Genomic DNA, 22,352 nt, shown 5'->3' with positions numbered 1-22,352 from the left:
CATTGCCACAGCACGAGAATCTGAAATGGCCACCAAAAAAATCAAAGCTCCCCTCGTCGTCGACACCCTCAAGCACGACGGTGCCACGCGCAAGAACATTCCCACAGCCGAATACCAGTCGGTCATGGCCCAAGACGAGCAAAGTCCCTTGCCCGTGACCTTTGAGCGTGCCGGCAGCGAGGGCCTAGGGGAAGAAAAGGCCGGCCGCAACCGTGACCTGGACCCGCAGCTTGTCTGGCGCGGCAAGGACGAGCAGGACTGGTCCAGCCTCATCGTGCAGGCGCCGCCGCTCTACATCCAGGAGAAGGTGCACCCCAAGGTGCTGATCGACGAGTTGCGTCGCGAAACCGAGCGGCAGCGCGAAGCTGCGGCGCGCGGTACCCGCCAATTCACAGAGCAGGTGGACCTGTTCGCCGACTTCAACGGCCTGCCTTCTGATGACGCGCGCACCGAGTTCTACCAGCACGACGCCCACTGGGCCAACCGCATGATCCTGGGCGACAGCCTGTCGGTGATGGCCTCGCTGGCCGAGCGCGAAGGCCTGCGCGGCAAGGTGCAGTGCATCTACTTCGATCCGCCATATGGCATCAAATTCAACAGCAACTTCCAATGGAGCACGAGCAGTCGTGATGTCACCGATGGCAAAGCGACACACATCACACGCGAGCCGGAACAGGTCAAGGCCTTTCGCGACACCTGGCGAGACGGCATCCATTCCTACCTGACCTATCTGCGTGACCGGTTGACGGTGGCGCGGGATCTGCTGGCCGATTCGGGGTCAATCTTTATCCAGATCGGAGATGAGAATGTGCACCGGGTGCGGGCGGTGATGGATGAAGTGTTCGGTGATGAGAATTTTATCTCCTTGCTTACTCTGACCAAAACAACCTCGGCAACGAGTGATTACCTTCCCGGTGTAGCAGATCATGTGGTTTGGTTCGCTAAGAACAAGCCCGCATGCAAATATCGGCAGCTATACAAAGGGAAGTCTGCCGGCGGGGATGGCTCTGCTCACTATGGCTCAGTCATCTTTGAGGATGGATCGCGTCGCCCTGCAACGCCTGAAGAACGGGAGGGCAAGCTTCCTCCGGGAGCTGCCTTGTACACGCCAGATCAATTGCAATCTACAGGGAGTCATGGAAGTGAGAAAGGCGCGGGTGCTGCTTCGTGGTTCGACGTCCAATGCGAAGGACGCCTGTTTCGTCCCACCATGCAAAGCATCTGGAAGACGAGCCAAATTGGAATGAATCGTCTTCTCGCTGCCAATAGGTTGCTCCCCCAGAAGAACTCCCTTAGGTATCTTCGGAGGATTGATGACTTTCCCGCATACGTACTTACAAATGTATGGAGTGACATTGGAGGCGCTTCGGACAAGCGTTACGTCGTTGAAACCACGCCCAAGATTGTTGAGCGTTGCATCCTAATGGCCACCGACCCCGGTGACCTCGTCCTCGACCCCACCTGCGGCTCCGGCACCACCGCCTACGTCGCCGAACAATGGGGCCGCCGCTGGATTACCATCGACACCTCGCGAGTCGCGCTGGCGCTGGCCCGCGCGCGCATCATGGGCGCGCGCTACTCCTACTACCTGTTGGCCGACAGCCGTGAAGGCCAGTTAAAGGAAGCCGAAGTCACGCGCAAGGCGCCCTCCACCACGCCCGTGCATGGCGACGTGCGCCAGGGGTTCGTCTACGAGCGTGTGCCACACATCACGCTGAAGTCTATCGCCAACAATGTCGAGATCGACGTGATCTGGGAGCAGCACCAGAAGGCGCTGGAACCCTTACGCACGTCGCTCAACAAGGTGCTCGGCAAGGCCTGGGAGGAATGGGAAATCCCGCGTGAGGTCGGCAACAAATGGCCGCAAGAAGCCAAGCATCTGCACACACAATGGTGGCAACAGCGCATCGCGCGCCAGAAGGACATCGACGCTTCCATTGCCGCTAAGGCCGAGTTCGAATACCTCTACGACAAGCCCTACGACGATAGGAAGAAGGTGCGCGTGGCCGGCCCCTTCACGGTGGAAAGCCTTTCGCCCCACCGCATGCTGGCGGTGGGCGCGGACGACGAACTGATCGACACGGCCAGCCCCAAGGCCAGAGAGCGCGAGGCGGAGTACAACGCCGAGCGCAACTTCGTCCAGATCATCCTGGAGAACCTCAAGACTGCCGGTGTGCAGCAGGCGCACAAGCAGGACAAGATCAACTTCACTTCGCTCACGCCTTGGCCGGGTGATCTGGTCTGCGCCGAGGGCCGCTATGCGGAGGGCGAGGCCGAGAGACGCGCCGCCATCTTCATCGGCCCCGAGTTTGGCACCGTGGCGCGCCCCGATCTGGTGGCCGCCGCGCGCGAGGCGGGCGACGCCGGCTTCGACGTGCTAATCGCCTGCGCCTTCAACTACGACGCGCATTCCAGCGAGTTCGCCAAGCTCGGCCGCATCCCCGTGCTCAAGGCCCGCATGAATGCCGACCTGCACATGGCCGACGACCTGAAGAACACCGGCAAGGGCAACCTGTTCGTGATCTTCGGCGAGCCCGACATCGACATCCTCGACGCAGGCCCGGACGGTGCGGAAGGCCACGTGTGCGTGAAGGTCAACGGCGTGGACGTATTCCACCCCAACACCGGCGAGGTGCGCAGCGACGGCGCCGAAGGCATCGCCTGCTGGTTCATCGACACCGACTACAACGAAGAAAGCTTCTTCGTCCGCCATGCCTACTTCCTGGGCGCTAACGACCCCTACAAATCCCTCAGGACCACCCTCAAGGCCGAGATCGACGAGGACGCTTGGGCCACGCTCAACAGCGACACCTCGCGGCCGTTCGAGAAGCCGAAGTCGGGGCGCATCGCCGTGAAGGTGATCAATCACCTGGGGGATGAGGTGATGAAGGTGTTCCGAATCGAGGCATGAAACGCCGTGGATCAATTCATGTTCGTCAATCGGACTTCGCGGACCGTCGCGCATGCGCTCGGCGGTCAATGCTAGCAATACGTAATTCCGGCATACCAGTGTCGCTATTCTGGCAAGAAAAGCAGGTGGGTGAACTGCTGGCAGACATCCATCTGATCGCCTTTCCGAAGGACGCTGTGAAGATCTGGCCCATTGTCTGATCAAGAGGAAAACGACCCGTATGGACTTCCGCATCGCCGACACTTTCACCGACAGCCTCGCCCGTCTGACCGGCGAGGAGCAGAAACTCGTCAAGACCACAGCTTTCGATCTGCAAATGAACCCGGTGAATCCGGGCATGCAGTTACACAAGATTGAGCAGTCCAAGGACAAGCATTTCTGGTCGGCGCGGATAAATCGCGATCTTCGGTTGATCGTGCATCGCACGGCATCGAGCTTTCTGCTCTGCTATGTGGCACACCACGACCAGGCCTATCGCTGGGCCGAACGCCGCAAACTGGAGGCGCACCCGACAACCGGTGCCGCGCAGTGGGTGGAGATCCGTGAACGGGTGGAGGACATTATCGTCCCATCAGTGCCGTCGGCACCGTTGTCGACAGCATCTCTGTCCGTCAAGCCGGCCTTGTTCGCGCACTGTTCCGACGACGATTTGTTGGCCTATGGCGTGCCGGCCGAGTGGCTGGCCGATGTGCGCGCTGCTGACGAGAATGCCTTGCTGTCCTTAGCGGATCACCTGCCCGCCGAAGCGGTGGAGGCCTTGCTTGACGTGGCAACGGGTGGTCAGCCCGCTTTTGCAATGGCGGCCCCCCCGGGCGCCGACCCTTTCGCGCACCCAGATGCACAGCGCCGATTCCGGGTGATGCACGACATGGAAGAGCTGGAGCGCGCCCTCGACTTTCCCTGGGACAAGTGGACGATCTTCCTGCACCCTGCCCAGCGTCAATGGGTTGAGCGGGACTACGCCGGACCGGCCCGCATTGCGGGTTCCGCAGGCACGGGCAAGACCATCGTCGCCTTGCACCGGGCTGTATTTCTGGCGAGCAGCCAGCCGGATAGCCGTGTCCTGCTGACCACGTTCTCCGACACACTGGCGTACGCGCTGCACGACAAGCTCCGGCGCTTGATCAGCAATCAGCCTCGACTGGCCGAACGGCTGGAAGTGCTGTCGCTGAACGCCATCGGCCAGCGGCTGCACCAAGCGCAGCGTGGCCAAGTGCATATCGCCTCGTATGAAGAACTACGTGCACTCATGCAGGCCTCATGGGCCGAATGCGCACCAAGTTTGGGGAACCTGAAGTTCAGCATCTCCTTCCTGCTGAGCGAATGGGAGGAAATGGTCGACGCCTGGCAGCTCGATCATTGGGAGGCCTACCGTGACATCAAGCGCTTGGGTCGCAAGACCCGGCTGTCGGAGGCGCAACGCGCGGCACTGTGGCAGGTGTTCGAGGCCCTGCGGGCCAAGCTGGCTAACCGACGTGTGACAACTTGGGCCCGGCTGTTCACGCAGCTCGCATCGGTGCAATCCCAGCGCTCAGCTGTTGGCCAGACCCCGATCTTTGACCATGTGGTGGTCGACGAGGCGCAGGACCTCAGCGTGCCGCAACTGCGGTTTCTCGCGGCGCTGGCGGGCACCACGCCCAACGGTTTGTTCTTCGCAGGCGATCTGGGACAACGGATCTTCCAGCCACCTTTCTCCTGGAAGTCGTTGGGCGTGGACGTGCGCGGACGCTCTCGCACGTTGCACATCAACTACCGCACATCGCATCAGATTCGCGTCCAAGCCGATCGCCTGCTGGGGCCAGAAGTGTCGGACGTGGACGGCAACACCGAGGATCGGCGTGGCACTGTGTCGGTGTTCAATGGGCCGGAGCCAGTGATCGGTCTCTTCGGCGATGAAGAACAGGAAATCTGCGCCGTGGCGGACTGGTTGCGGGCGCGGGTCGCAGAAGGCATGCCTGCGCGCGGTATCGGCCTCTTCGTCCGCTCTGATGCTCAGATAGGGCGTGCGCAGGCTGCTGCCAAACGTGCAGCCTTGGGGCATACGGTACTAGATGGCCGGCTGGCCGCGATCACCGCGATGCCCGGAGCGGCGCCCGACGCGCTGAACATCTGCACGATGCACCTGGCGAAGGGGCTGGAATTCCGGGCTGTCGCGGTAATGGCCTGCGACGAGGAAGTTCTGCCGCTGCAGGAGCGTGTCGAATCCGTGGCTGACAAAGCTGACCTGGAAGAGGTCTACAATACAGAGCGGCACCTGCTCTACGTGGCGTGCACGCGGGCCCGTGACCAGTTGCTGGTCACGGGCGTCGAGCTCGGGTCGGAGTTTCTGCAAGACATGCAGGACATCGGATGAGCTTCATGATCCCTTCCTCCGCGCTCCGTCTGCGCTTATTACACTCACGCATAAAGCAGTGGTGAATGCAGCGTGGGCGAGGCAGACACGTCTGTTCCGCCGACAACTTTCCCACGCCTTAATGGGGACACCACGCTCCCGCAAGGCGCGCAGTGGCCCACTTCGCAGGAATGGCATCACTGCGTCAGCGCGGATCCAGCATCCCGCCTCACCGCGCATCCATCAACATTGCTGGGATCCCGGCCTATCATCGCCATAGCCCTAGGACTCCCAACGTATCGGGGCACTCCGCGGTTTCCTCCATCGAGGCTCGTTCGACGCCTGCCAGCATGCGCCGTGGCGATCTCACGTTCCTGTGGACGATGGCAGGCATCCAACCACCTTTACGAGCTCCGCCGATTTTTCAACGCTCGTGTGTCACGCTCAAAGAGTCGCAGTCCCGATATACATGCGCGCGATGCAGCAGCTCAACAAAGTAGCGGCTAGTGAGGCGTGCGCCGAAACGCTAGTCGGCGTGTTCGAGCTACCGGTTTCGTCAAGTTCGTGAGGGGCGTTATGAAGGCAAAGCAACGACACCACCGGCGCGAGCTACTGAGTCGCTATGGGCGCGTCATCAGTTGGCACTCGAGCCTGTCAATTCGCGCAGACCGGCCTCGAGGTTATCCTCCGGGGCGAGAGAGTCGTGCATCGATTCAGTTAGAGGGGGAGTTCACTGAAGCAGTGGGCGGCGTAGTCAGGTTCTTGATCCAGGTTTCTCCGAAGGACAAGCCGGATTTGGGCAATGCCGCCGTGCCGAACATCGGCGCGTTCATATCGGTCAAGCCGGAATTACAGGGAGTGATTGATATGAATGAGGGCGAATTTCAACGGTTGCTAACGCTCGCCGCGTCAGACCACTTGGCGTGGTGTTTCGTCGCATTCACGGCGCCATTTCGCCGGTCCGCGTTGATCGTTAGTATCGACTTCAGCACGCGCGCGCCGGACGGCGAAACGTAATACGTCGAAGTCGAACTGATGTCGAGATCGGAGTCGGCCTGCTGCCGACAACCGCCGGTGTTGCCACGATGGGCCAGACACGCAGTTTCAGGTCGGGCTGGAAATTTTTTGGCGAGCGCGCGAGATAAGCGGTCGCGCTAATCCAGCTTCTTCGCAAGATCCTCTGCCCTCGGATGGTAATACCGCATAAGCATCTTCGTGTCGCGGTGGCCAGTAATCTTCGCCAGCTCATGGAGTGGAAATTTTTCGGCAAGGCGTGATGTTGCCTCGTGTCGCAAGTCGTGAAAGCATAGGTCGACTAGGAGATTAGGGTTCGCGGCCACGCACCTGTTCGCACAATCCTCCTCGTAGGTTTTCCTGGCCCGTGCTACCGCTCTCTCGAACGCCCGAGTTACCGCGTCGGGACGGAGCGGGAAAAACGATTCGCGCCCATCTTTGATGAGCTCTTCAAAGACGGCAATCGCTTTGCTCGATAGGGGGACGTCGCGCGAACTCCCATTCTTCGTCCTGGCGAGATGTGCGACGCGTTTCGTAAGATCAACCTGGGCAGGGCCGAGCGAGATCAACTCGCCTCTACGCATCGCGGTCTCGACTGCAATGTCGATGAGGGCTGGCAAGAAAGCAGACGCGGACGCTGCTTTGACGTATGCGAGTTCGTCGATCGAGGCGCCTCCCACGTTATCTGGTTCGATGTTGGCAATGCGGCGGGTGCGCTCGTTTTTGACCGGAGGCTTGCGAACTAGCTCGACAGGATTGGAGAGGCTTTCCAGCCCCCACTCCTTTCGCGCAATTGTGAAAAGGTGAGAGATGACAGCTAGGCGGCGGACAACCGTCGCCGGGCTATGAGTGACACACCATTCGTCGCGCAGCTTCGCAATGTCAGCCCGCCGGATTCCTGCGAGGGGCCGCTTTGCGAGCCATGAGTCGCGCAGCTGGCGAATGATAGACTTTTCCTGCGTTGCGCCTCGTTTGTTCGATGCAATCTCGCGCTCGTAGCGATCCAACGCTTCGGTGAAGGTTGTGCTTTCAGCTTCCGCGTTGCTAACGAAGCGTCCCCGGTCCATCTCGCGTTCGATGGATCTCGCCCACTTCTCAGCATCTGCCTTGGTGTCGAAGGTCTTCGACTCTTGGGGGTAGCCTTTTCTACGAACCTTGGCTTGCCACTGAAGGTCACCGCGTTTGGTAAAGGTCGCCATAGGTCAAATGACCGCTAGATGTCGTTTTCGGGACTGGTGTGTCTCAAAATTGTCCCAAAAATGGCGAAATAGGTCAATGAACATTTATATAGGGGCGTAGGCCTTCTGATTCGCAATGCGAAGGTCGGGAGTTCGATCCTCCTCCTCACCAGTAAAATCAAAGGCTTACATGCGAAAAATCCCGCAAACCTCGATCGCCACATACCCGCAGTATTTTTATCATCGAACGATCGCGCTATACCTCTCTCTATCGTCCCCCCGTCCCCTCAATCCTTCCACTCCCCACCGCCTCCATCGACCGCCCCAGCAGCTCAAACGCCTCATCAATGTAATCCCCCAAAGGCCGCGCCGCCTCTTCCCGTCGCCAGTTATCTTTGGCAAACCTAAGCGTACCCATCGCCATGATGGCGGCAAGACGTAAAGCCGGCCGCCGGGCCGGATCCGGCCACAACTCACACATCGCATCGGCCAATACTTCCTCCAATTGAACATGGAGCGCTTCTTTCCGTAGCCGAAGTGTTTCTATCGATCGCAGAATCCGATCCGCCATCACTGACTCCTCGGTTTCATACATCGAGGCGAGGGTCAAAAAAGTACTCCGCGCAGCTTCAATCGGCGATTGCGTGGGCGACTGTTTAAGAAAAGTGGGACGCAGCAATCGCGGAATATTGCCGCTCTCATGCGCCAGCAAAACATCTTCTTTCGACTTCAAATAATAAAAAAACGTGCGCCGCGATATTCCCGAAGCCGCCGCGATCGCATCCAGCGTCGTCGCCTCATAGCCGTTTTCCACGAAGAGCTTAAGACCGGTTTTGGCGATCAGATCGAGCGTCAGCTGACGTTTGCGCTCGCGCAGGTTGTTCGGGGCGTTCTCAATGTTGGTCATCGTTGTCACTTATACGGCGGCGGAGATTCAATGTTTTCCGAGCGGCATGCGAACTTGCCGGAGCCGGAGGAGGTCAAGGGGCGCGCTACCTGTCGAAAAACGGGAGTTGTTTGCGCCGATACGGCGTCGGACAACGCTCATTCTCCGGATTATGCCGCAGCCATTAGCGGCCCCCCAGCGCGCTCGTGCCTGAGCGAAGCGAAAAAATCCGCAAGGGAAACCTCCAAAATCCTGCTCGAACGCCCCGGCCTATCTAGTCGAGTCGTGCTTGCCCGGCAGCAGCGCCTAGCGAAAAAAAAGCCGCCCTTGACATTCCTACACTGAGTGCTATAAATTGCACTTAGTGTAATTTATCGAGGGGGAACTGACATGGCAGTGTCAAAGGTTTGGTTCATCACCGGGACATCGAGCGGGTTTGGCCGAGTCTGGACGGAGGCCGCGCTGAAACGCGGCGACAGAGTAGTGGCTACAGCGCGAAATGCAGCGTCGCTCAACGAGTTGGTGGCAGCCCATGGCGACGCCGTTCTACCTCTATCGCTCGACGTAACAGATCGCGACGCCGTGTTCGAAGCGGTCGCTCAAGCGCACCGGCATTTCGGACGGCTCGACGTCATCGTGAGCAACGCCGGCTACGGTTACATGGGGGCCATCGAGGAACTGGAATACGAGCAGGCCAAAGCGAGCTTCGACACGAATGTGTTTGGGACGCTCTCGGTCATTCAGGCCGCGCTGCCGATTTTGCGGGCGCAGGGCAGCGGGCACGTCTTAACGGTATCGAGCATCGGAGGCGTCATCGCGTTTCCGACGGGCGGAACCTATACGGCCACCAAATTCGCTGTCGAAGCGATATCGGAAGCACTGGCCGCCGAAGTGTCCGCATTCGGCATCAAGGTGACGATCATCGAACCGGGCCACTTCACCACGGGGTTTCGCGCGGCCGTGCAATCGCCGCCGGCCATCGACGTTTACAACCCCATACGCCTTGGCATTCGCGCGTCATTTAAACCCGAGGATTTTGGCGATCCGGCGGCTACGTCCGCCGCGATCTTCAAGGCTGTGGACGCCGATGAGCCTCCACTGCGCCTGGTGCTTGGCTCGACGACGATCGCCAAGTTCAAGGCGGTTTATCAGGCGCGGCTGGGCAACTGGGACAAATGGGCGGCCGTATCGAACGCCGCGCAAGGCACGCAAAACACCTGACGCAGCGATTGGATCAAGTCGATCACACCCAGGAACCGCCGAATTCCCTTTCCCAATTCCAAGTAAAACGCGACAACTCGATGACCCATACACTGAAGGCCCTTTTGTCGGCGATCCTGATCGCCGCCGCACCGCTTACTTCCGCGTTCGCGGCCGACACCTACGCATTGGATCCGGCGCATACGCAGACGATCTTTACGATCGATCATCTCGGTTTTTCAACGATCACCGGGGCGGTTCACGATCTTAAAGGCACACTGTTTTTCGACGCGGCAAAGCCGGAAGATAGCGTGGTCGAAGTGACCATGGCAGCGGACAGCGTCGATACCGGCTTTGCGGCGCGCGATAAGGCATTGCAGAGCCCCATGTTCTTCAACGTTGCCCAGTTTCCGACGATGACGTTCAAAAGCACGCACATCAACATGACGAGCGCCAAAACGGCGGACATCCGGGGCGACTTCACCTTGCTCGGGATCACCAGGCCGTTGGTCCTAAAGACGACGTTCAACAGAATGGCGCAAGATACAACCGGCACGAACGTCTACAAAGCCGGCTTCACCGCCACGACCACGATCAAGCGGTCCGAGTTTGGCATGAAGGCCTACGTGCCCTATGTCGGCGACGACGTGCACGTGACGATCAATTTCGAAGGCATCAAACAGTAGGCGCCGTTTTTTGCCTGCCCGGAACAGCGTTTCCGCGCCACGTCGATTCGAATGCGCGAACACTCGGATAAGAGAGCCTGAAAGTGAAACTGCTACTGCTCGGCGCGACCGGACTGGTCGGAGGCGGCATATTGAAGCTTGCGCTCGCCAACGACTCCGTCTCCGGCGTGATTGCGCCAACACGGAAACCGCTGGCGCCGAGCGGCAAACTGGTGAATCCGCTGGGGTCGCGTCTGGAGGAGCTCGCGCCAATCCTGATTGCTCACAAGCCGGACGCAGTCATCTGCGCATTGGGAACGACCATGGCGAAAGCGGGTTCGAAGGTCGCGTTCCGTTACGTCGACTACGAACTCCCTATCGCATTGGGCAACGCAGCGCATCAGGCCGGCACGGAGACCTATGCGATCGTGACCGCCATGGGAGCATCTGCAAAATCCATGAGTTTCTACTACAGGACGAAAGGCGAGGTGGAGAAAGAGATCGAGAAAATCGGCTTCCGCTCTCTCACAATCTGCAGACCGAGCCTCATCGGTGGAGAGCGAAATGAAACGAGGGCGGCGGAAGGCGCGATGCTGACGCTGGTTCGGCTGTTAGCGCCGATCCTGCCGAAGCAATTCCGTGTCAATCCAGCGGATGCCATTGCCGCCGCGTTGCTCGACGCCGTTATCGTGGCAAAAACGGGCACCCGTTGGATTCGTGCTCAAGAAGTGAACTGAAGTCGTAACGCGAAAGCCGGCCGCCACGAGCCGGTTTTCGCCTTTCCAAAACCCAGCGGCTTTCAATCAGAACTTATCCCACCCGTCATCGCCACCCGCGCTCGCGCCAGCCAGCGCGACAACCGGCGCAGCGCTCCGCACAACCCGACTCACCGGCGCAACAGCCGTGTTCGCCGTCACCACACGCCGAGCCGCCTCCTTCCTCGAAACCGAGGCCGCCTCCATCCCCCGCTCACCATTCACAATCTGAAAAAACGCCACCACTTCATTCAGCTGCTGCCCCTGATCTTCCATCGACCGTGAAGCCGCCGCCGCTTCTTCCACCAGCGCGGCATTCTGTTGCGTAACGTTGTCCATCTGCGTAATCGCCAGATTGACCTGCTCAATCCCACGGCTTTGCTCCGTCGAAGCCGCCGCGATCTCCGCCATGATGTCCGTCACCTGTGCGACCGCCTGCGTGACTTCCGTCATCGTCTTGCCCGCTTCCCCCGCCAGCGCGGACCCATCGCGAATCTTCTCCACCGAGTTCGCAATCAGATCCTTGATCTCCTTCGCGGCGCTCGACGAACGTTGCGCGAGGCTTCTCACCTCGCTGGCCACTACAGCGAAACCACGGCCCTGTTCACCGGCACGCGCCGCTTCGACCGCCGCGTTCAGCGCCAGAATATTGGTCTGAAACGCAATCCCTTCGATAATGCCGGTGATCTCCGCGATCTTCGTCGAGCTATCGCTGATGTCGTGCATCGTGCTCACCACCTGGCCGACTACCGTGCTGCCCTTGTGCGCCACCGACGAAGCATTCGCGGCCAACGTGCTGCCTTGCTGCGCGTTGTCGGCGTTCTGCTTCACCGTCGAGGTGAGCTCTTCCATGCTGGACGCGGTTTCCTGAAGCGACGCAGCCTGCTGTTCGGTGCGCTGGCTCAGATCCATGTTGCCCGCCGCGATTTGCCGCGCCGCGCCGGCGATGCTGGCGCTGCTGTCGCGCACGCGCCCCACGATCGCCGTCAAGCGTTCGTTCATTTCGCGCAGCGCGCCGAGCAATTTGCTGGTTTCGTCACGACCTTCGACGGTGATACGCGTACGCAGATCGCCTTGCGACACGGTACGCGCCACGTCGATCGCAAAACGCAAGGGGCCGGTCACCGCGCGCGTGATCATCACGCACGCGCCGATCGCCAGCGCCACCGCGATCAGGCACATCACCATCAACAGGTTGCGCTGGCTCACGTAGTGCGCCGCGTAATCGTTGATCATCTGTTCCTGGCGGCTACGTGTGTAGTCGGCGTAAGCGTCGGTGGAGCGAATCAACGCGGCGAGCAGCGGCCGGCATTGGTTGTCCATCTTGACGATGGCGTCGTCGCGCTTGTTGGTCAGCGCGAGGTTGACGATGTCGGTGGCGACCGGACCGTACAAGGCCTCCACGCGATTGATCTCGGCGACGAGGCTGCGCGCTTTGTCCGAGGTATCGGACGCGGTCGCGATCATGTCGTTGAGCTTCTTCAGGTCGGTCTGCACGTCTTCATGCGCGCGCATCACGTCGGCCTTCTCTATGTCGAGGTCCTGGGGTTGGGTGACGAGCACCAGATTACGCGCGGCGATGGCGCGCCGGTCGACCGCGGTGCGTACCTGTACGGCCATGTCCGCGCGCGCGTTGATGCCGTGGACAAAGTCGGAAAAGCCATCGGTCGAATCGCTCAGCGCCTTGAGCGACAGGCCGGAAACCGCGACGACGATGACCGATAGCATGCCGAAACCGGCAATAAGTTTGGCTTTGATAGACAGATGCTGAAGTGTCACGATTGTTTCTCCAAAAACGAAACGTTAGAAAGCGTTCGCAATGGACTCTCAGGTCCGGGCATGGGAGCGTCTATGTGACCGCCTTAACTGCAAAAGCGGCCCTGCGCGGTTGATTTCCCCAAAATGGGTATCCCATTTACCGGATATCGGACTGGATGCTCGAGGACTTAAGGGGTATCGGGTATGTCTCTATAAGCTTGCACGCGATGAGCGAAGAAGACGTAATTTCCTCAGAAGATGAGTAAATTTAAGCGCTCGGTGACAGGATGGCGACGCGGTTTCTTGCCGAAGGACACGAGCGTCGGCGCGCAATGCCCGGTTTGAGAAAAGCGAATTCCAGAAAAATGCCTTGAGCCGGTGAGGCTTCATCGCTATGATTGAGTGGTCACTCATTTATTGTGCTTAGTCCGATCGAATCAGCATGGCCCGTCCCAAAAGCGAAGACAAACGCAACGCCATCCTTGCCGCCGCCGCCACGGTGATCGCCGAGCAGGGGCTTGGCGCGCCGACCGCACGGATTGCCAGGGTCGCGGGCGTGGCGGAAGGCACGCTGTTCACGTACTTCGACAGTAAAGACGACTTGCTGAACGCGTTGTACCTCGACATCAAGGCCGAACTGCGCGAAGTGATGATGGCAACGTATCCGCAACACGCCAGTGTGAAGGAGCGTGTGCAGCATGTGTGGAACCAGTTCGTCGACTGGGGCGTCGCGCAGCCGCAAAAACGCCGCGCCATGGCCCAACTGACCGTCTCCGAGCGGCTCACCGCGCATACGCGGGCTACAGGCATGCAGTCGTTCGCCGACATCAACGGCATGATCCAGGCGAGCGTGGCAAGCGGCGCGTTGCATGACCATCCGCCGGCGTTTCAGTCGGCGATCATGAGCGCGCTCGCCGAAACCACCATGGATTTCATCGCGCGAGAACCGGACCAGGCGTCGCGCTATCGCACGGCCGGCTTCGACGCGTTCTGGAACGCGATCGCCAAGCGGTAAATTTTTTGTCGTATTAATGAGTGATTGCTTGCTCATTTAACTCCAAGGAGCACGTTATGTCGAAAGTCTGGCTGGTTACCGGAAGTGCTCGCGGCCTCGGGCGCGAGATCGTCGAAGCCGCGTTGCAAGCGGGCGAGCGGGTCGTCGCCACGGCGCGCGATCCGGGCCGTCTGCAGGATCTGGTGGCGCGTTACGGCGAGCAGGTTCGCGCGATCGCGCTGGACGTCACCGATCCGGCGGCGGCGCATGACGCGGTGCAGAGCGCCGTCGATGCATTCGGCCGCCTCGACGTGGTGGTCAACAACGCGGGCTTCGGCCATCTGGTGCCGTTCGAGCAGACCAGTGAGGACGATTTCCGCGCGCAGATCGACACGAACTTCCACGGCGTAGTCAACGTGACGCGCGCCGCGTTGCCGGTGCTGAGGCAGCAGCGCGCCGGGCACATCATCCAGATTTCGTCGGTCGGTGGACGCGTCGGGATCGCGGGGTTGAGTGCGTATCAGGCGGCGAAGTGGGCGGTCGGCGGTTTCACCGAAGTGCTGAGTCAGGAGCTCGCGCCGTTCGGCGTCCACGTCACCGCGCTCGAACCGGGTGGCATGAAAACGGAGTGGGGCAACGAGGCGTCCGGCGCGACGCCTGCGTTGCTGCCGGACTATGAGCCGTCGGTTGGCGCGGTCGTCGCGATGCTGAAGCAGTACATCGGTCGCGAAGCCAGCGATCCGGCGAAGGTGGCGCAAGTCGTGCTGAAGCTTGCGTATCACGACGCTTTGCCGGCGCATCTGTTGCTGGGCAGCGATGCGTTGCACTATTGCGGAGAAGGTGACAAGGCGCGTGCGGCAAACGCTGAAGCATGGCGCGCCGTCAGTCTGTCGACGGATTTCTCCGCGCCGGCGCAACTGCCCGTGTTCCCCAACGCAACGGCGAAAGCCTGAGCGTCCAGCGGCGATAAGCGTGATGAACGTGATGAACGTGATGAACGTGATGAACGTGATGAACGTCACAAGCGCACAAGCCTGAGCGACTAACCTGGCGCAACCACGCACGCCTAAGCGTCCGAGCGCTTATCGCGGCAATCGGCAAGGCGGCGTCGAATCGGCGCCGCGCAAACAAGGACACACTCCATGCCCAACTGGACCACTGCGAACATTCCCCGTCAGACCGGCCGCCTCGCGGTGATCACCGGCGCGACCGGCGGGCTCGGTTTCGAAACGGCGCTGGCGCTGGCCGGCGCGGGTGCCGACGTCGTGCTGACCGGACGTAACGCGCAAAAAGGGCAGGCCGCGCTCGACGAGATCCGCGCGCGGCATCCCACCGCGTCGATTCGTTATACGCATCTCGATCTGGCGAGCCTCGCGTCCGTGCGTGAGTTCGCCGATCAATTCGCGTCCGGCCACGCGTCGCTCGATCTGTTGATCAACAACGCCGGCGTGATGATGCCACCCCAGCGGCACACCACCCCGGACGGCTTCGAACTGCAATTCGGCACCAACTACCTCGGCCACTTCGCGCTGACCGAACGCTTGCTGCCGCTGCTGCGCGCAGCACGCGCGCCGCGCGTGGTCAATCTGAGCAGTGCCGCACACCGGATCGGCGCGGCGATTCATTTCGACGATCTGCAATGGCAGCACGGCTACAAGCCGTGGCCCGCGTACGCCCAGTCGAAGCTGGCGATGCTGATGTTCGCGCTCGAACTGCAACGCCGCAGCGACGCGAACGGCTGGGGGTTGCTGAGCAACGCCGCGCATCCCGGCTACGCGCGCACCGACCTGATCGCCAACGGCCCGGGTGCCGACACGTGGCTGCAGTCGATCAACCGTGTGACGTTCGAGCGGCTCGCGAGCCAATCGGCGGCTGACGGCGCCTTGCCGACGCTATTCGCCGCGACGTCCCCCGACGCCGAACCCGCCGGCTATTACGGACCCACCGGCGCGTTCGAACTGAAAGGACCGCCGGGAGACGCACGGATTTCGCGCCTTGCGCAGGACACGGCGATCGCCGCGCGCCTGTGGACGGTCTCCGAAGCACTCACCAACGCGCGCTGGCCTCGCGCAACCCTGGAGCACGCATCATGAAGGTCCTGATTTTCGGTGCGACCGGCATGGTCGGACAGGGCGTCTTGCGCGAATGCTTGCGCGCGCCGGACGTCGAGGTCGTCCAGACGATCGGCCGCACGCGCAGCGGCCAGCTCGATCCGCGCCTTATCGAAGTGATCCAGCCGGACCTGATGGACTACCGCGCGCTGGAATCGCAGCTCGCCGGTTTCGACGCGTGCTTCTTCTGCCTTGGCGTGTCGTCGGCGGGCATGCAGGAGGCGGACTATACGCGCCTCACCTTTGACCTGACGCTGGCGGCGGCGCGCACGCTCGCGCGCCTCAACCCGCGCATGACCTTCGTCTACGTGTCCGGCGCGAGCACCGACAGCACCGAACGCGGCCGCAGCATGTGGGCGCGCGTCAAAGGCCGAACAGAGAACGCGCTGCGGCAACTGCCGTTCAAAGCCGTCTATCTGTTCCGCCCGGGCGTGATCGAACCGCTGCACGGCATCCGTTCGAAAACACGTTCCTACCGGCTGTTCTATACGCTGGCCAAACCCATGCTGCCGATGCTGCGCGCGCTGCTGCCGAACTACGTGCTGAGCACCGAAGACATCGGCCTCGCCATGCTGACGGTTGTGCGCCACGGCGCTCCCAAGGCGGTGCTCGAGACCGTCGACATTCGCGCGCTCAGCCGTCCGGCTTCCGCCCCCGCCCTCGATCTACATGCCGGGTAAGCGCCGCGGTTTTCGTTCAAGCCGGAAAAAAGCCGCCTATTCAATCGTTTGACGCATTGCCGTGTCTGGTACGCTACGGGCAAACAGGACGCGCTATTGCGGACGCGGCCTCCTTCTTCACGCGCGTAAGTCAGCGCATGCTTGAACGAACCTGCCATGGTGACGCGCCGACCGAACATCGTGATTGCGATCAGTATCGTGCTGGCCAGCGCGATACTCGCGATCGCCGTGTGGGTGCTCGCCCAGATGCGCGACGACGCGCTGCGGCGTGCGCAGGACTCCGTCTTCAACGTTTCCCTGCTGATCGAGCGCGACGTGTCGCGCAATCTGGAGATCTACGATCTGTCGCTGCGCGCGGTGATCGACGGTCTGAAGCAGCCCGGCGTGCTGGACCTGGATCCGGCTCTGCGTCAGATGGTGCTGTTCGACGGCTCGGCCAGCGCCAAAGACCTCGGCTCGCTCCTCGTCGTCGACGAGGCGGGCAACATCCGCTTCGATTCGCAAGCCAATCCGCCACGCAAGATCAATCTCGCCGATCGCGATTACTTCAAGGTGCAGCGCGATTCGCCCAACGTCGGCCTGTATCTCAGCCACCCGTTCATACCGAGGGTCACCGGCAAGGAAGTCAGCATTGCGCTGAGCCGGCGGATTACGAAGCCAGACGGCAGCTTCGGCGGTGTGGTGGTCGGCACGATGCGCCTGACGTACTTCCGCAGCCTGTTCGCCGGCATGAACCTCGGCACGGGCGGCTCGATGGCGCTGATGCTGAGCGACGGCACGATGCTGATGCGGCGTCCTTACGACCCGAAGATCATCGGCATCGGCCTCGCGGGCACCGCCAACTATTCGCGCTTTCTCACCCAGCCGAGCGGCGACTTCTTCGGCACGGCGGCGATCGACGGCGTCGAGCGCTGGTACGCGTTTCGCCATATCGACATGTATCCGCTGATCCTGGACGTCGCGCTGTCCACCCGCGACATCTACGTGGAATGGCGGCACCGCGCGTGGATCATCGGTTCGCTGATTGCCGCGCTCGATCTGACCATCATCGCGCTGGCTTTGCTGTTTTCGCAGCAGTTGCGGCATCGCCGCGCCGCCGAAGAAGAGTTGCGCGTGCTGGCGCGCACCGACGGGCTGACCGGCCTGAACAACCGCCGCACCTTCGAAGAGGAGGTCGAAGCGGAATGGCGCCGCGCGCAGCGTAACGGCTGGGCGCTGTCGATGCTGCTGATCGACGTCGACAATTTCAAGGGTTTCAACGATCTGTACGGCCATTCGGCGGGCGACGATGCGCTCGTCACGGTCGCCCGCTGCATCGCGCAAAACGTGCGGCGTCCGGGCGACACGGCGGCGCGCTACGGCGGCGAGGAGTTCGCCGTGCTGTTGCCGGATACCGACGCGGGCGGCGCGGCGCACATCGCCGAGAAGATTCGCGCGGCGATTCACGCCCGGGAGCTTCGCCATGTGGCGAGTTCGCATCACCTGCTGACGGTGAGCGTGGGCGTTGCGACGACCCACGGCCACGCCTTCGCAACGAGCCGCGCGCTGATCAACGCCGCCGATGAGGCGCTCTACGAAGCCAAAGACGCGGGCCGCAATCGCGTGATGGGGTATCGGGCGACGGTTCACACGCACGCTCGCAAGGCGGCAGTGACACCGGGGCACTAAAACGACCAAGGTGTGCGCTGACCTCACGGACCACCTAGCCGCTCGTTAATTTCACCCGGATAATATTTTGCATCCAAATTTCACCCGGGTATAATTCGACAAATCTTCTCTCAGGAGTTTGTCGTGATCTCGTCTATTTCCACTTGCACGGCCTTTGAAGGCCATCGCCGCATTGCCTCGGGCTCACTGGCGGAGGTCGCGCTGGCGGTCAAGGCGGTGCTCACGCGCGGTGAACAGGCGCCCGTCCTGATCTTCGACGACATCACGAGTCAGCCGGTCGAATTCGATCTGCGCGGCACGTCGGAGGAGATCGTGGCGCGACTGGCCACGCAGATGCGCGGCGACGAAGCGGCTGCGGCACCCGCCGCCGCGACGGAGGACGACACACCGCGCGGCCGTGGTCGGCCCAAGCTCGGCGTCGTGGCCCGCGAGGTCACCTTGCTGCCGCGTCATTGGGATTGGCTGAACGGACAATCGGGCGGCGCGTCGGTGGCGCTGCGCAAGCTGGTCGAGGCGGCGCGCGCCGCGGGTGAGGACAAGGATCGCCGGCGCGCGGCGCAGGACGCCGTGTATCGCTTCATGACCGCGCTGGCCGGCAATCTGCCGGATTACGAAGACGCTACGCGCGCGCTCTATGCGAACGACCGGCCGCGGTTTGCGGCGATCGTCGCGGCATGGCCGGACGATGTAGGCGCCCACGTGTTACGGCTTGCCGAAGGCGCTTTCGCCGCGAGCGCATAACGCCAGACGAAAAAAAACCGCTCACGCCGGGGAAGCGTGAGCGGTGAGTCGGAGAGTTACAACATCGCATGCGGTTCAGGGGGGAACGCAGCAAACGCAGTCTAAGAGACCGGTTTACCCCAATAAATCAGACAAATCCCAAACGCCGTTACGGCTTGCGCCAGTCCAGGCGTGGCGTCGCGATCCGGCCCCGTTCGTCTCGCATCCCTTACATCATCCTTGCCCGGTTATTCCTGCCATTTGTCCGATCAAGACTCCACCCTGACAGCCGTAAAAGAGAAGGAGCGCCGCTACGTACCCATGGTTTTTTCAAACGGGGTGGCAACGGCGCGATGGCGAAACAGCCTGTCGAGACCTTGTGAAGGGATGATGAGATGAAGTGGTTCGACCGCATGACCGTATTCCGCAAATTGTTGCTGGCGTTCGCCGTCGTGATCGGCTTTTGCGTCGTGATCGGCGCGACGGCGCTGAGCACGCTGTCGTCGATGCATGACATTACGACCGTGATCGGCGACAAACACATGAACGGCCTCTACTGGATGGAAGAGGCCAATCGCCACAAGATTGATTCCGATCTGGCCGCCGCGAATCTCGGCTATGCCGCCGACGACGCCGGCCGTCAAAAGTTGAAGGACGGCATCGTCGCGTCGCTGAAGACCATGCACAGCGCCTACGACGAATATCGCAAGACCGTCGGCACCGGCAAGGGCCAGGAGATGTTCGACGCCGTGCTGCGCGAATCGGCGGTGTGGGAAGGCATCGTGCATCAGCAGATCGGGCTCGAGCCGATTCCGGCCGGCGTCGACAATAACGAACTCGTGCGTCGCGCGATTGCCGCCAGCGAAGCGCTGCGCGACCGCATCACGGCGCTGATCGACTATCGCCGCGAGCAGGCCAACGACGCGCAGCAGGAAGCCAGCGCCGACTATCAGCACATGCGAATCGTGATGAGCGTGCTGGTGCTGGGCGCGATCGTCGTGGGCATGATGCTCGCCACGTTGATCGCGCGCCGTTTGGCGCGTCAGCTTGGCGGCGAGCCGGACTACGCGATGCAGATTGCCAACCGGATCGCAGGCGGCGACCTGAGCGTGCGCGTCGACACCCGCGCCGGCGACACCGACAGCATGCTGTTCGCGCTGCGCAACATGCGTGAGCGGCTGGCGGGCATCGTCTCGGGCATCAGCGAATCGAGCGAGTCCATTCTGATGGCGTCGGGCGAGATCGCGCAGGGCAACACCGATCTGTCGCAACGCACCGAAGAGCAGGCCGCTGCCTTGCAGGAAACCGCGTCGAGCATGCAGGAACTCACGTCGACGGTGAAGATGAACGCCGAGAACGCGCAGCAGGCGGGCGGCGTGGCGCATGGCGCGTCGGAAGTCGCGGCGCGCGGCAGCAGCCTGGTGGGCGACGTGGTCGAGACCATGCGCGAACTGGCGGCCGGCTCGAAGCGCATGACCGACATCATCGCGGTGATCGAAGGCATCGCGTTCCAGACCAACATTCTTGCGCTGAACGCGGCGGTCGAAGCGGCGCGTGCCGGCGAGCAGGGCCGCGGCTTCGCGGTCGTGGCGGGCGAAGTGCGCTCGCTCGCGCAACGCAGCGCGGTGTCGGCCAAGGAGATCAAGGAACTGATCGAAAGCTCGACCGCGCGGGTGGGCAGCGGCGCCGAACTCGCCGAGCGCGCCGGCCAGACCATGGCCGAAGTCACGCACGCGGTGAAGCGCGTGACCGACATCATGGGCGAGATTTCGTCGGCGTCGCAGGAGCAGAGCACCGGCATCGAGGAAGTGAACCGCGCGGTCGCGCAGATGGACGACGTGACCCAGCAGAACGCCGCGCTGGTCGAGCAGGCGGCTGCGGCGGCGGCGTCGATGGCGGACCAGGCGCGCCAACTGCAAACGGCCGTGACGGTGTTTTCGCTCGAAGCGCGCGCCGCCTGAAGGCCGATCGTGCGAGCCGACTGAGCCGTTTGAGCCATGCGCTTCAAAGCTCGCAGCGCGCTCGCACGGTAGTGAAAGCCACGCGTTTAACCACCCTTGCCAGGCCCATTGGCACTCCGTACACTCGCGCCTAATTCTTGAGCGGCGGCGCCTCGTTCCGGCGCCGTCCACGATAAATCACGCCGAACAGAGGAGAACCCCCGCCATGGCCGATTCCTACTTCCCCCGCTGGCGCCGCCAGTCTGCCGGCGCCGAAGGCCGCATCGTCAGCACCGACGAACGGCTCGCGTGGCCGCAAATGGTTGCGATGGGCGTGCAGCACGTCGTCGCCATGTTCGGTTCGACCGTGCTCGCACCGCTGCTGATGGGCTTCGACCCGAACCTCTGCATCTTCATGTCGGGTATCGGCACGCTGCTGTTCTTCGTGCTGGTGGGCGGCCGCGTGCCGAGCTATCTCGGCTCGAGCTTCGCGTTCATCGGTCTGGTAATCGCGGTGACGGGCTACGGCGGTCACGGTCCCAATCTGAACATTCCGGTGGCGCTGGGCGGCATCATCGCGTGTGGCGTGGTGTACGCGATCATCGGATTGATCGTGTCGGCGGTCGGCACGCGCTGGATCGAAACGCTGATGCCGCCGGTCGTGACGGGCGCGATTGTCTGCGTGATCGGTCTGAATCTCGCGCCGATCGCGGTACACGGCGTGAGCGGCAGCAACTTCGAATCGTGGATGGCGCTGGTCACGGTGCTGTGCGTCGGCGCGGTCGCGGTGTTCGCGCGCGGCATGCTGCAGCGTCTGCTGATTCTCGTCGGCCTGCTGATGGCGTATGTGATCTATGCGATCGTCACGAACGGTCTCGGCATGGGCAAGCCGATCGACTTCTCGATCGTCGCGAATGCGGCGTGGTTCGGCATGCCGCATTTCACCGCGCCGGTCTTCAACGTGCAGGCGATGACCTTGCTCGCGCCGATCGCGGTGATTCTCGTCGCGGAAAATCTCGGGCACATCAAGGCGGTCAGTGCGATGACCGGCCAGAACCTGGACGGCTACGTCGGCCGCGCGTTTCTCGGCGACGGGCTCGCCACCATCGTGTCGGGCTTTGCCGGCGGCACGGGTGTGACGACGTACGCCGAGAACATCGGCGTGATGGCCGTCACCAAGATCTATTCGACGCTGGTGTTCGTGATCGCGGCGTTGATCGCGCTGGTGCTGGGTTTCTCGCCGAAGTTCGGCGCGGTGATTCAAACCATTCCGGGGCCGGTGCTGGGCGGCGTGTCGATCGTCGTGTTCGGGCTGATCGCCGTGACCGGCGCGCGCATCTGGGTCGTCAACAAGGTCGACTTCTCCGACAACCGCAACCTGATCGTCGCTGCCGTGACGCTCGTGCTGGGCGCTGGCGATTTCTCGTTGAAGCTCGGCGGATTCGGGCTCGGCGGGATCGGTACCGCGACGTTCGGCGCGATCATTCTGTACGCACTGCTGCGTAGGAAACCGGCGCAAGGGCCGGTGGCGTGATCGAGT

The 22,352-nt window shown here is 61.9% G+C and carries 17 protein-coding genes; 14 read left to right on the top strand and 3 right to left on the bottom strand.

Annotated features, from left to right (window positions below; all coding sequences use genetic code 11):
• Window positions 1-25: 25 nt before the first annotated feature.
• From B0G83_RS31545 to B0G83_RS31535, 3 genes are all read left to right on the top strand, one after another.
• Window positions 26-2,911, top strand: coding sequence for a site-specific DNA-methyltransferase (locus tag B0G83_RS31545; RefSeq protein WP_105511261.1), 2,886 nt, complete (start codon window positions 26-28; stop codon window positions 2,909-2,911).
• A gap of 220 nt (window positions 2,912-3,131) precedes the next feature.
• Window positions 3,132-5,264 (top strand): UvrD-helicase domain-containing protein, encoded by a 2,133-nt coding sequence (locus B0G83_RS31540; protein ID WP_105511260.1) that lies wholly within the window; start codon window positions 3,132-3,134, stop codon window positions 5,262-5,264.
• A 741-nt stretch (window positions 5,265-6,005) separates the two neighbouring features.
• Window positions 6,006-6,260, top strand: a complete 255-nt coding sequence (locus B0G83_RS31535; RefSeq protein ID WP_146120319.1) for a hypothetical protein — start codon at window positions 6,006-6,008, stop codon at window positions 6,258-6,260.
• 137 nt (window positions 6,261-6,397) lie between these two features.
• Here the strand turns inward: B0G83_RS31535 and B0G83_RS31530 are convergent, their stop codons facing one another.
• Together B0G83_RS31530 and B0G83_RS31525 are read right to left on the bottom strand one after the other, a co-directional pair.
• Window positions 6,398-7,456, bottom strand: coding sequence for a tyrosine-type recombinase/integrase (locus B0G83_RS31530; protein WP_105511258.1), 1,059 nt, complete (start codon window positions 7,454-7,456; stop codon window positions 6,398-6,400).
• A 247-nt stretch (window positions 7,457-7,703) separates the two neighbouring features.
• Window positions 7,704-8,342, bottom strand: a complete 639-nt coding sequence (locus B0G83_RS31525) for a TetR/AcrR family transcriptional regulator (RefSeq protein ID WP_105511257.1) — start codon at window positions 8,340-8,342, stop codon at window positions 7,704-7,706.
• Window positions 8,343-8,711: 369 nt separating this feature from the next.
• Between B0G83_RS31525 and B0G83_RS31520 the strand changes: the two genes are divergently transcribed.
• From B0G83_RS31520 to B0G83_RS31510, 3 genes are all read left to right on the top strand, one after another.
• Complete coding sequence (locus B0G83_RS31520) at window positions 8,712-9,542, top strand: SDR family NAD(P)-dependent oxidoreductase (RefSeq protein ID WP_105511256.1); 831 nt, start codon at window positions 8,712-8,714, stop codon at window positions 9,540-9,542.
• Complete coding sequence (locus B0G83_RS31515) at window positions 9,497-10,207, top strand: YceI family protein (RefSeq protein ID WP_105511255.1); 711 nt, start codon at window positions 9,497-9,499, stop codon at window positions 10,205-10,207. Before B0G83_RS31520 ends, B0G83_RS31515 begins: the two co-directional genes overlap by 46 nt.
• 83 nt (window positions 10,208-10,290) lie before the next feature.
• The gene (locus B0G83_RS31510; protein ID WP_105511254.1) at window positions 10,291-10,923 is read left to right on the top strand and encodes an NAD-dependent dehydratase; all 633 of its coding nucleotides are present in this window, start codon (window positions 10,291-10,293) and stop codon (window positions 10,921-10,923) included.
• 66 nt (window positions 10,924-10,989) lie between these two features.
• On the opposite strand, the gene B0G83_RS31505 is transcribed toward B0G83_RS31510, so the two are convergent.
• On the bottom strand, window positions 10,990-12,720 hold the full coding sequence (locus B0G83_RS31505; RefSeq protein WP_105511253.1) for a methyl-accepting chemotaxis protein: 1,731 nt from the start codon (window positions 12,718-12,720) through the stop codon (window positions 10,990-10,992).
• A gap of 421 nt (window positions 12,721-13,141) precedes the next feature.
• Between B0G83_RS31505 and B0G83_RS31500 the strand changes: the two genes are divergently transcribed.
• The 8 genes from B0G83_RS31500 to B0G83_RS31465 all read left to right on the top strand — a co-directional run bounded on the left by B0G83_RS31500 (window position 13,142) and on the right by B0G83_RS31465 (window position 22,346).
• Window positions 13,142-13,714, top strand: a complete 573-nt coding sequence (locus B0G83_RS31500; protein ID WP_105511252.1) for a TetR/AcrR family transcriptional regulator — start codon at window positions 13,142-13,144, stop codon at window positions 13,712-13,714.
• Window positions 13,715-13,770: 56 nt separating this feature from the next.
• Complete coding sequence (locus B0G83_RS31495; protein ID WP_105511251.1) at window positions 13,771-14,646, top strand: SDR family NAD(P)-dependent oxidoreductase; 876 nt, start codon at window positions 13,771-13,773, stop codon at window positions 14,644-14,646.
• Between the two features lie 189 nt (window positions 14,647-14,835).
• Entirely contained in the window at window positions 14,836-15,786 is a 951-nt protein-coding gene (locus B0G83_RS31490) for an SDR family oxidoreductase (protein ID WP_105511250.1), read from the top strand.
• On the top strand, window positions 15,783-16,484 hold the full coding sequence (locus B0G83_RS31485) for an NAD(P)H-binding protein (protein WP_105511249.1): 702 nt from the start codon (window positions 15,783-15,785) through the stop codon (window positions 16,482-16,484). The genes B0G83_RS31490 and B0G83_RS31485 overlap by 4 nt, the downstream gene beginning before the upstream one ends.
• 156 nt (window positions 16,485-16,640) lie before the next feature.
• On the top strand, window positions 16,641-18,152 hold the full coding sequence (locus B0G83_RS31480; protein WP_105511248.1) for a sensor domain-containing diguanylate cyclase: 1,512 nt from the start codon (window positions 16,641-16,643) through the stop codon (window positions 18,150-18,152).
• Between the two features lie 126 nt (window positions 18,153-18,278).
• Window positions 18,279-18,893, top strand: coding sequence for a DUF2239 family protein (locus B0G83_RS31475; protein WP_105511333.1), 615 nt, complete (start codon window positions 18,279-18,281; stop codon window positions 18,891-18,893).
• 374 nt (window positions 18,894-19,267) lie between these two features.
• Window positions 19,268-20,833 (top strand): methyl-accepting chemotaxis protein, encoded by a 1,566-nt coding sequence (locus B0G83_RS31470; protein ID WP_105511247.1) that lies wholly within the window; start codon window positions 19,268-19,270, stop codon window positions 20,831-20,833.
• Between the two features lie 205 nt (window positions 20,834-21,038).
• Window positions 21,039-22,346 (top strand): solute carrier family 23 protein, encoded by a 1,308-nt coding sequence (locus B0G83_RS31465; RefSeq protein ID WP_105511246.1) that lies wholly within the window; start codon window positions 21,039-21,041, stop codon window positions 22,344-22,346.
• Window positions 22,347-22,352: the final 6 nt, after the last annotated feature.

The sequence above is a fragment of the Paraburkholderia sp. BL21I4N1 genome (assembly GCF_002973525.1).
Lineage (GTDB): Bacteria > Pseudomonadota > Gammaproteobacteria > Burkholderiales > Burkholderiaceae > Paraburkholderia.
This window is presented reverse-complemented; position numbering and strand designations above follow the sequence as displayed.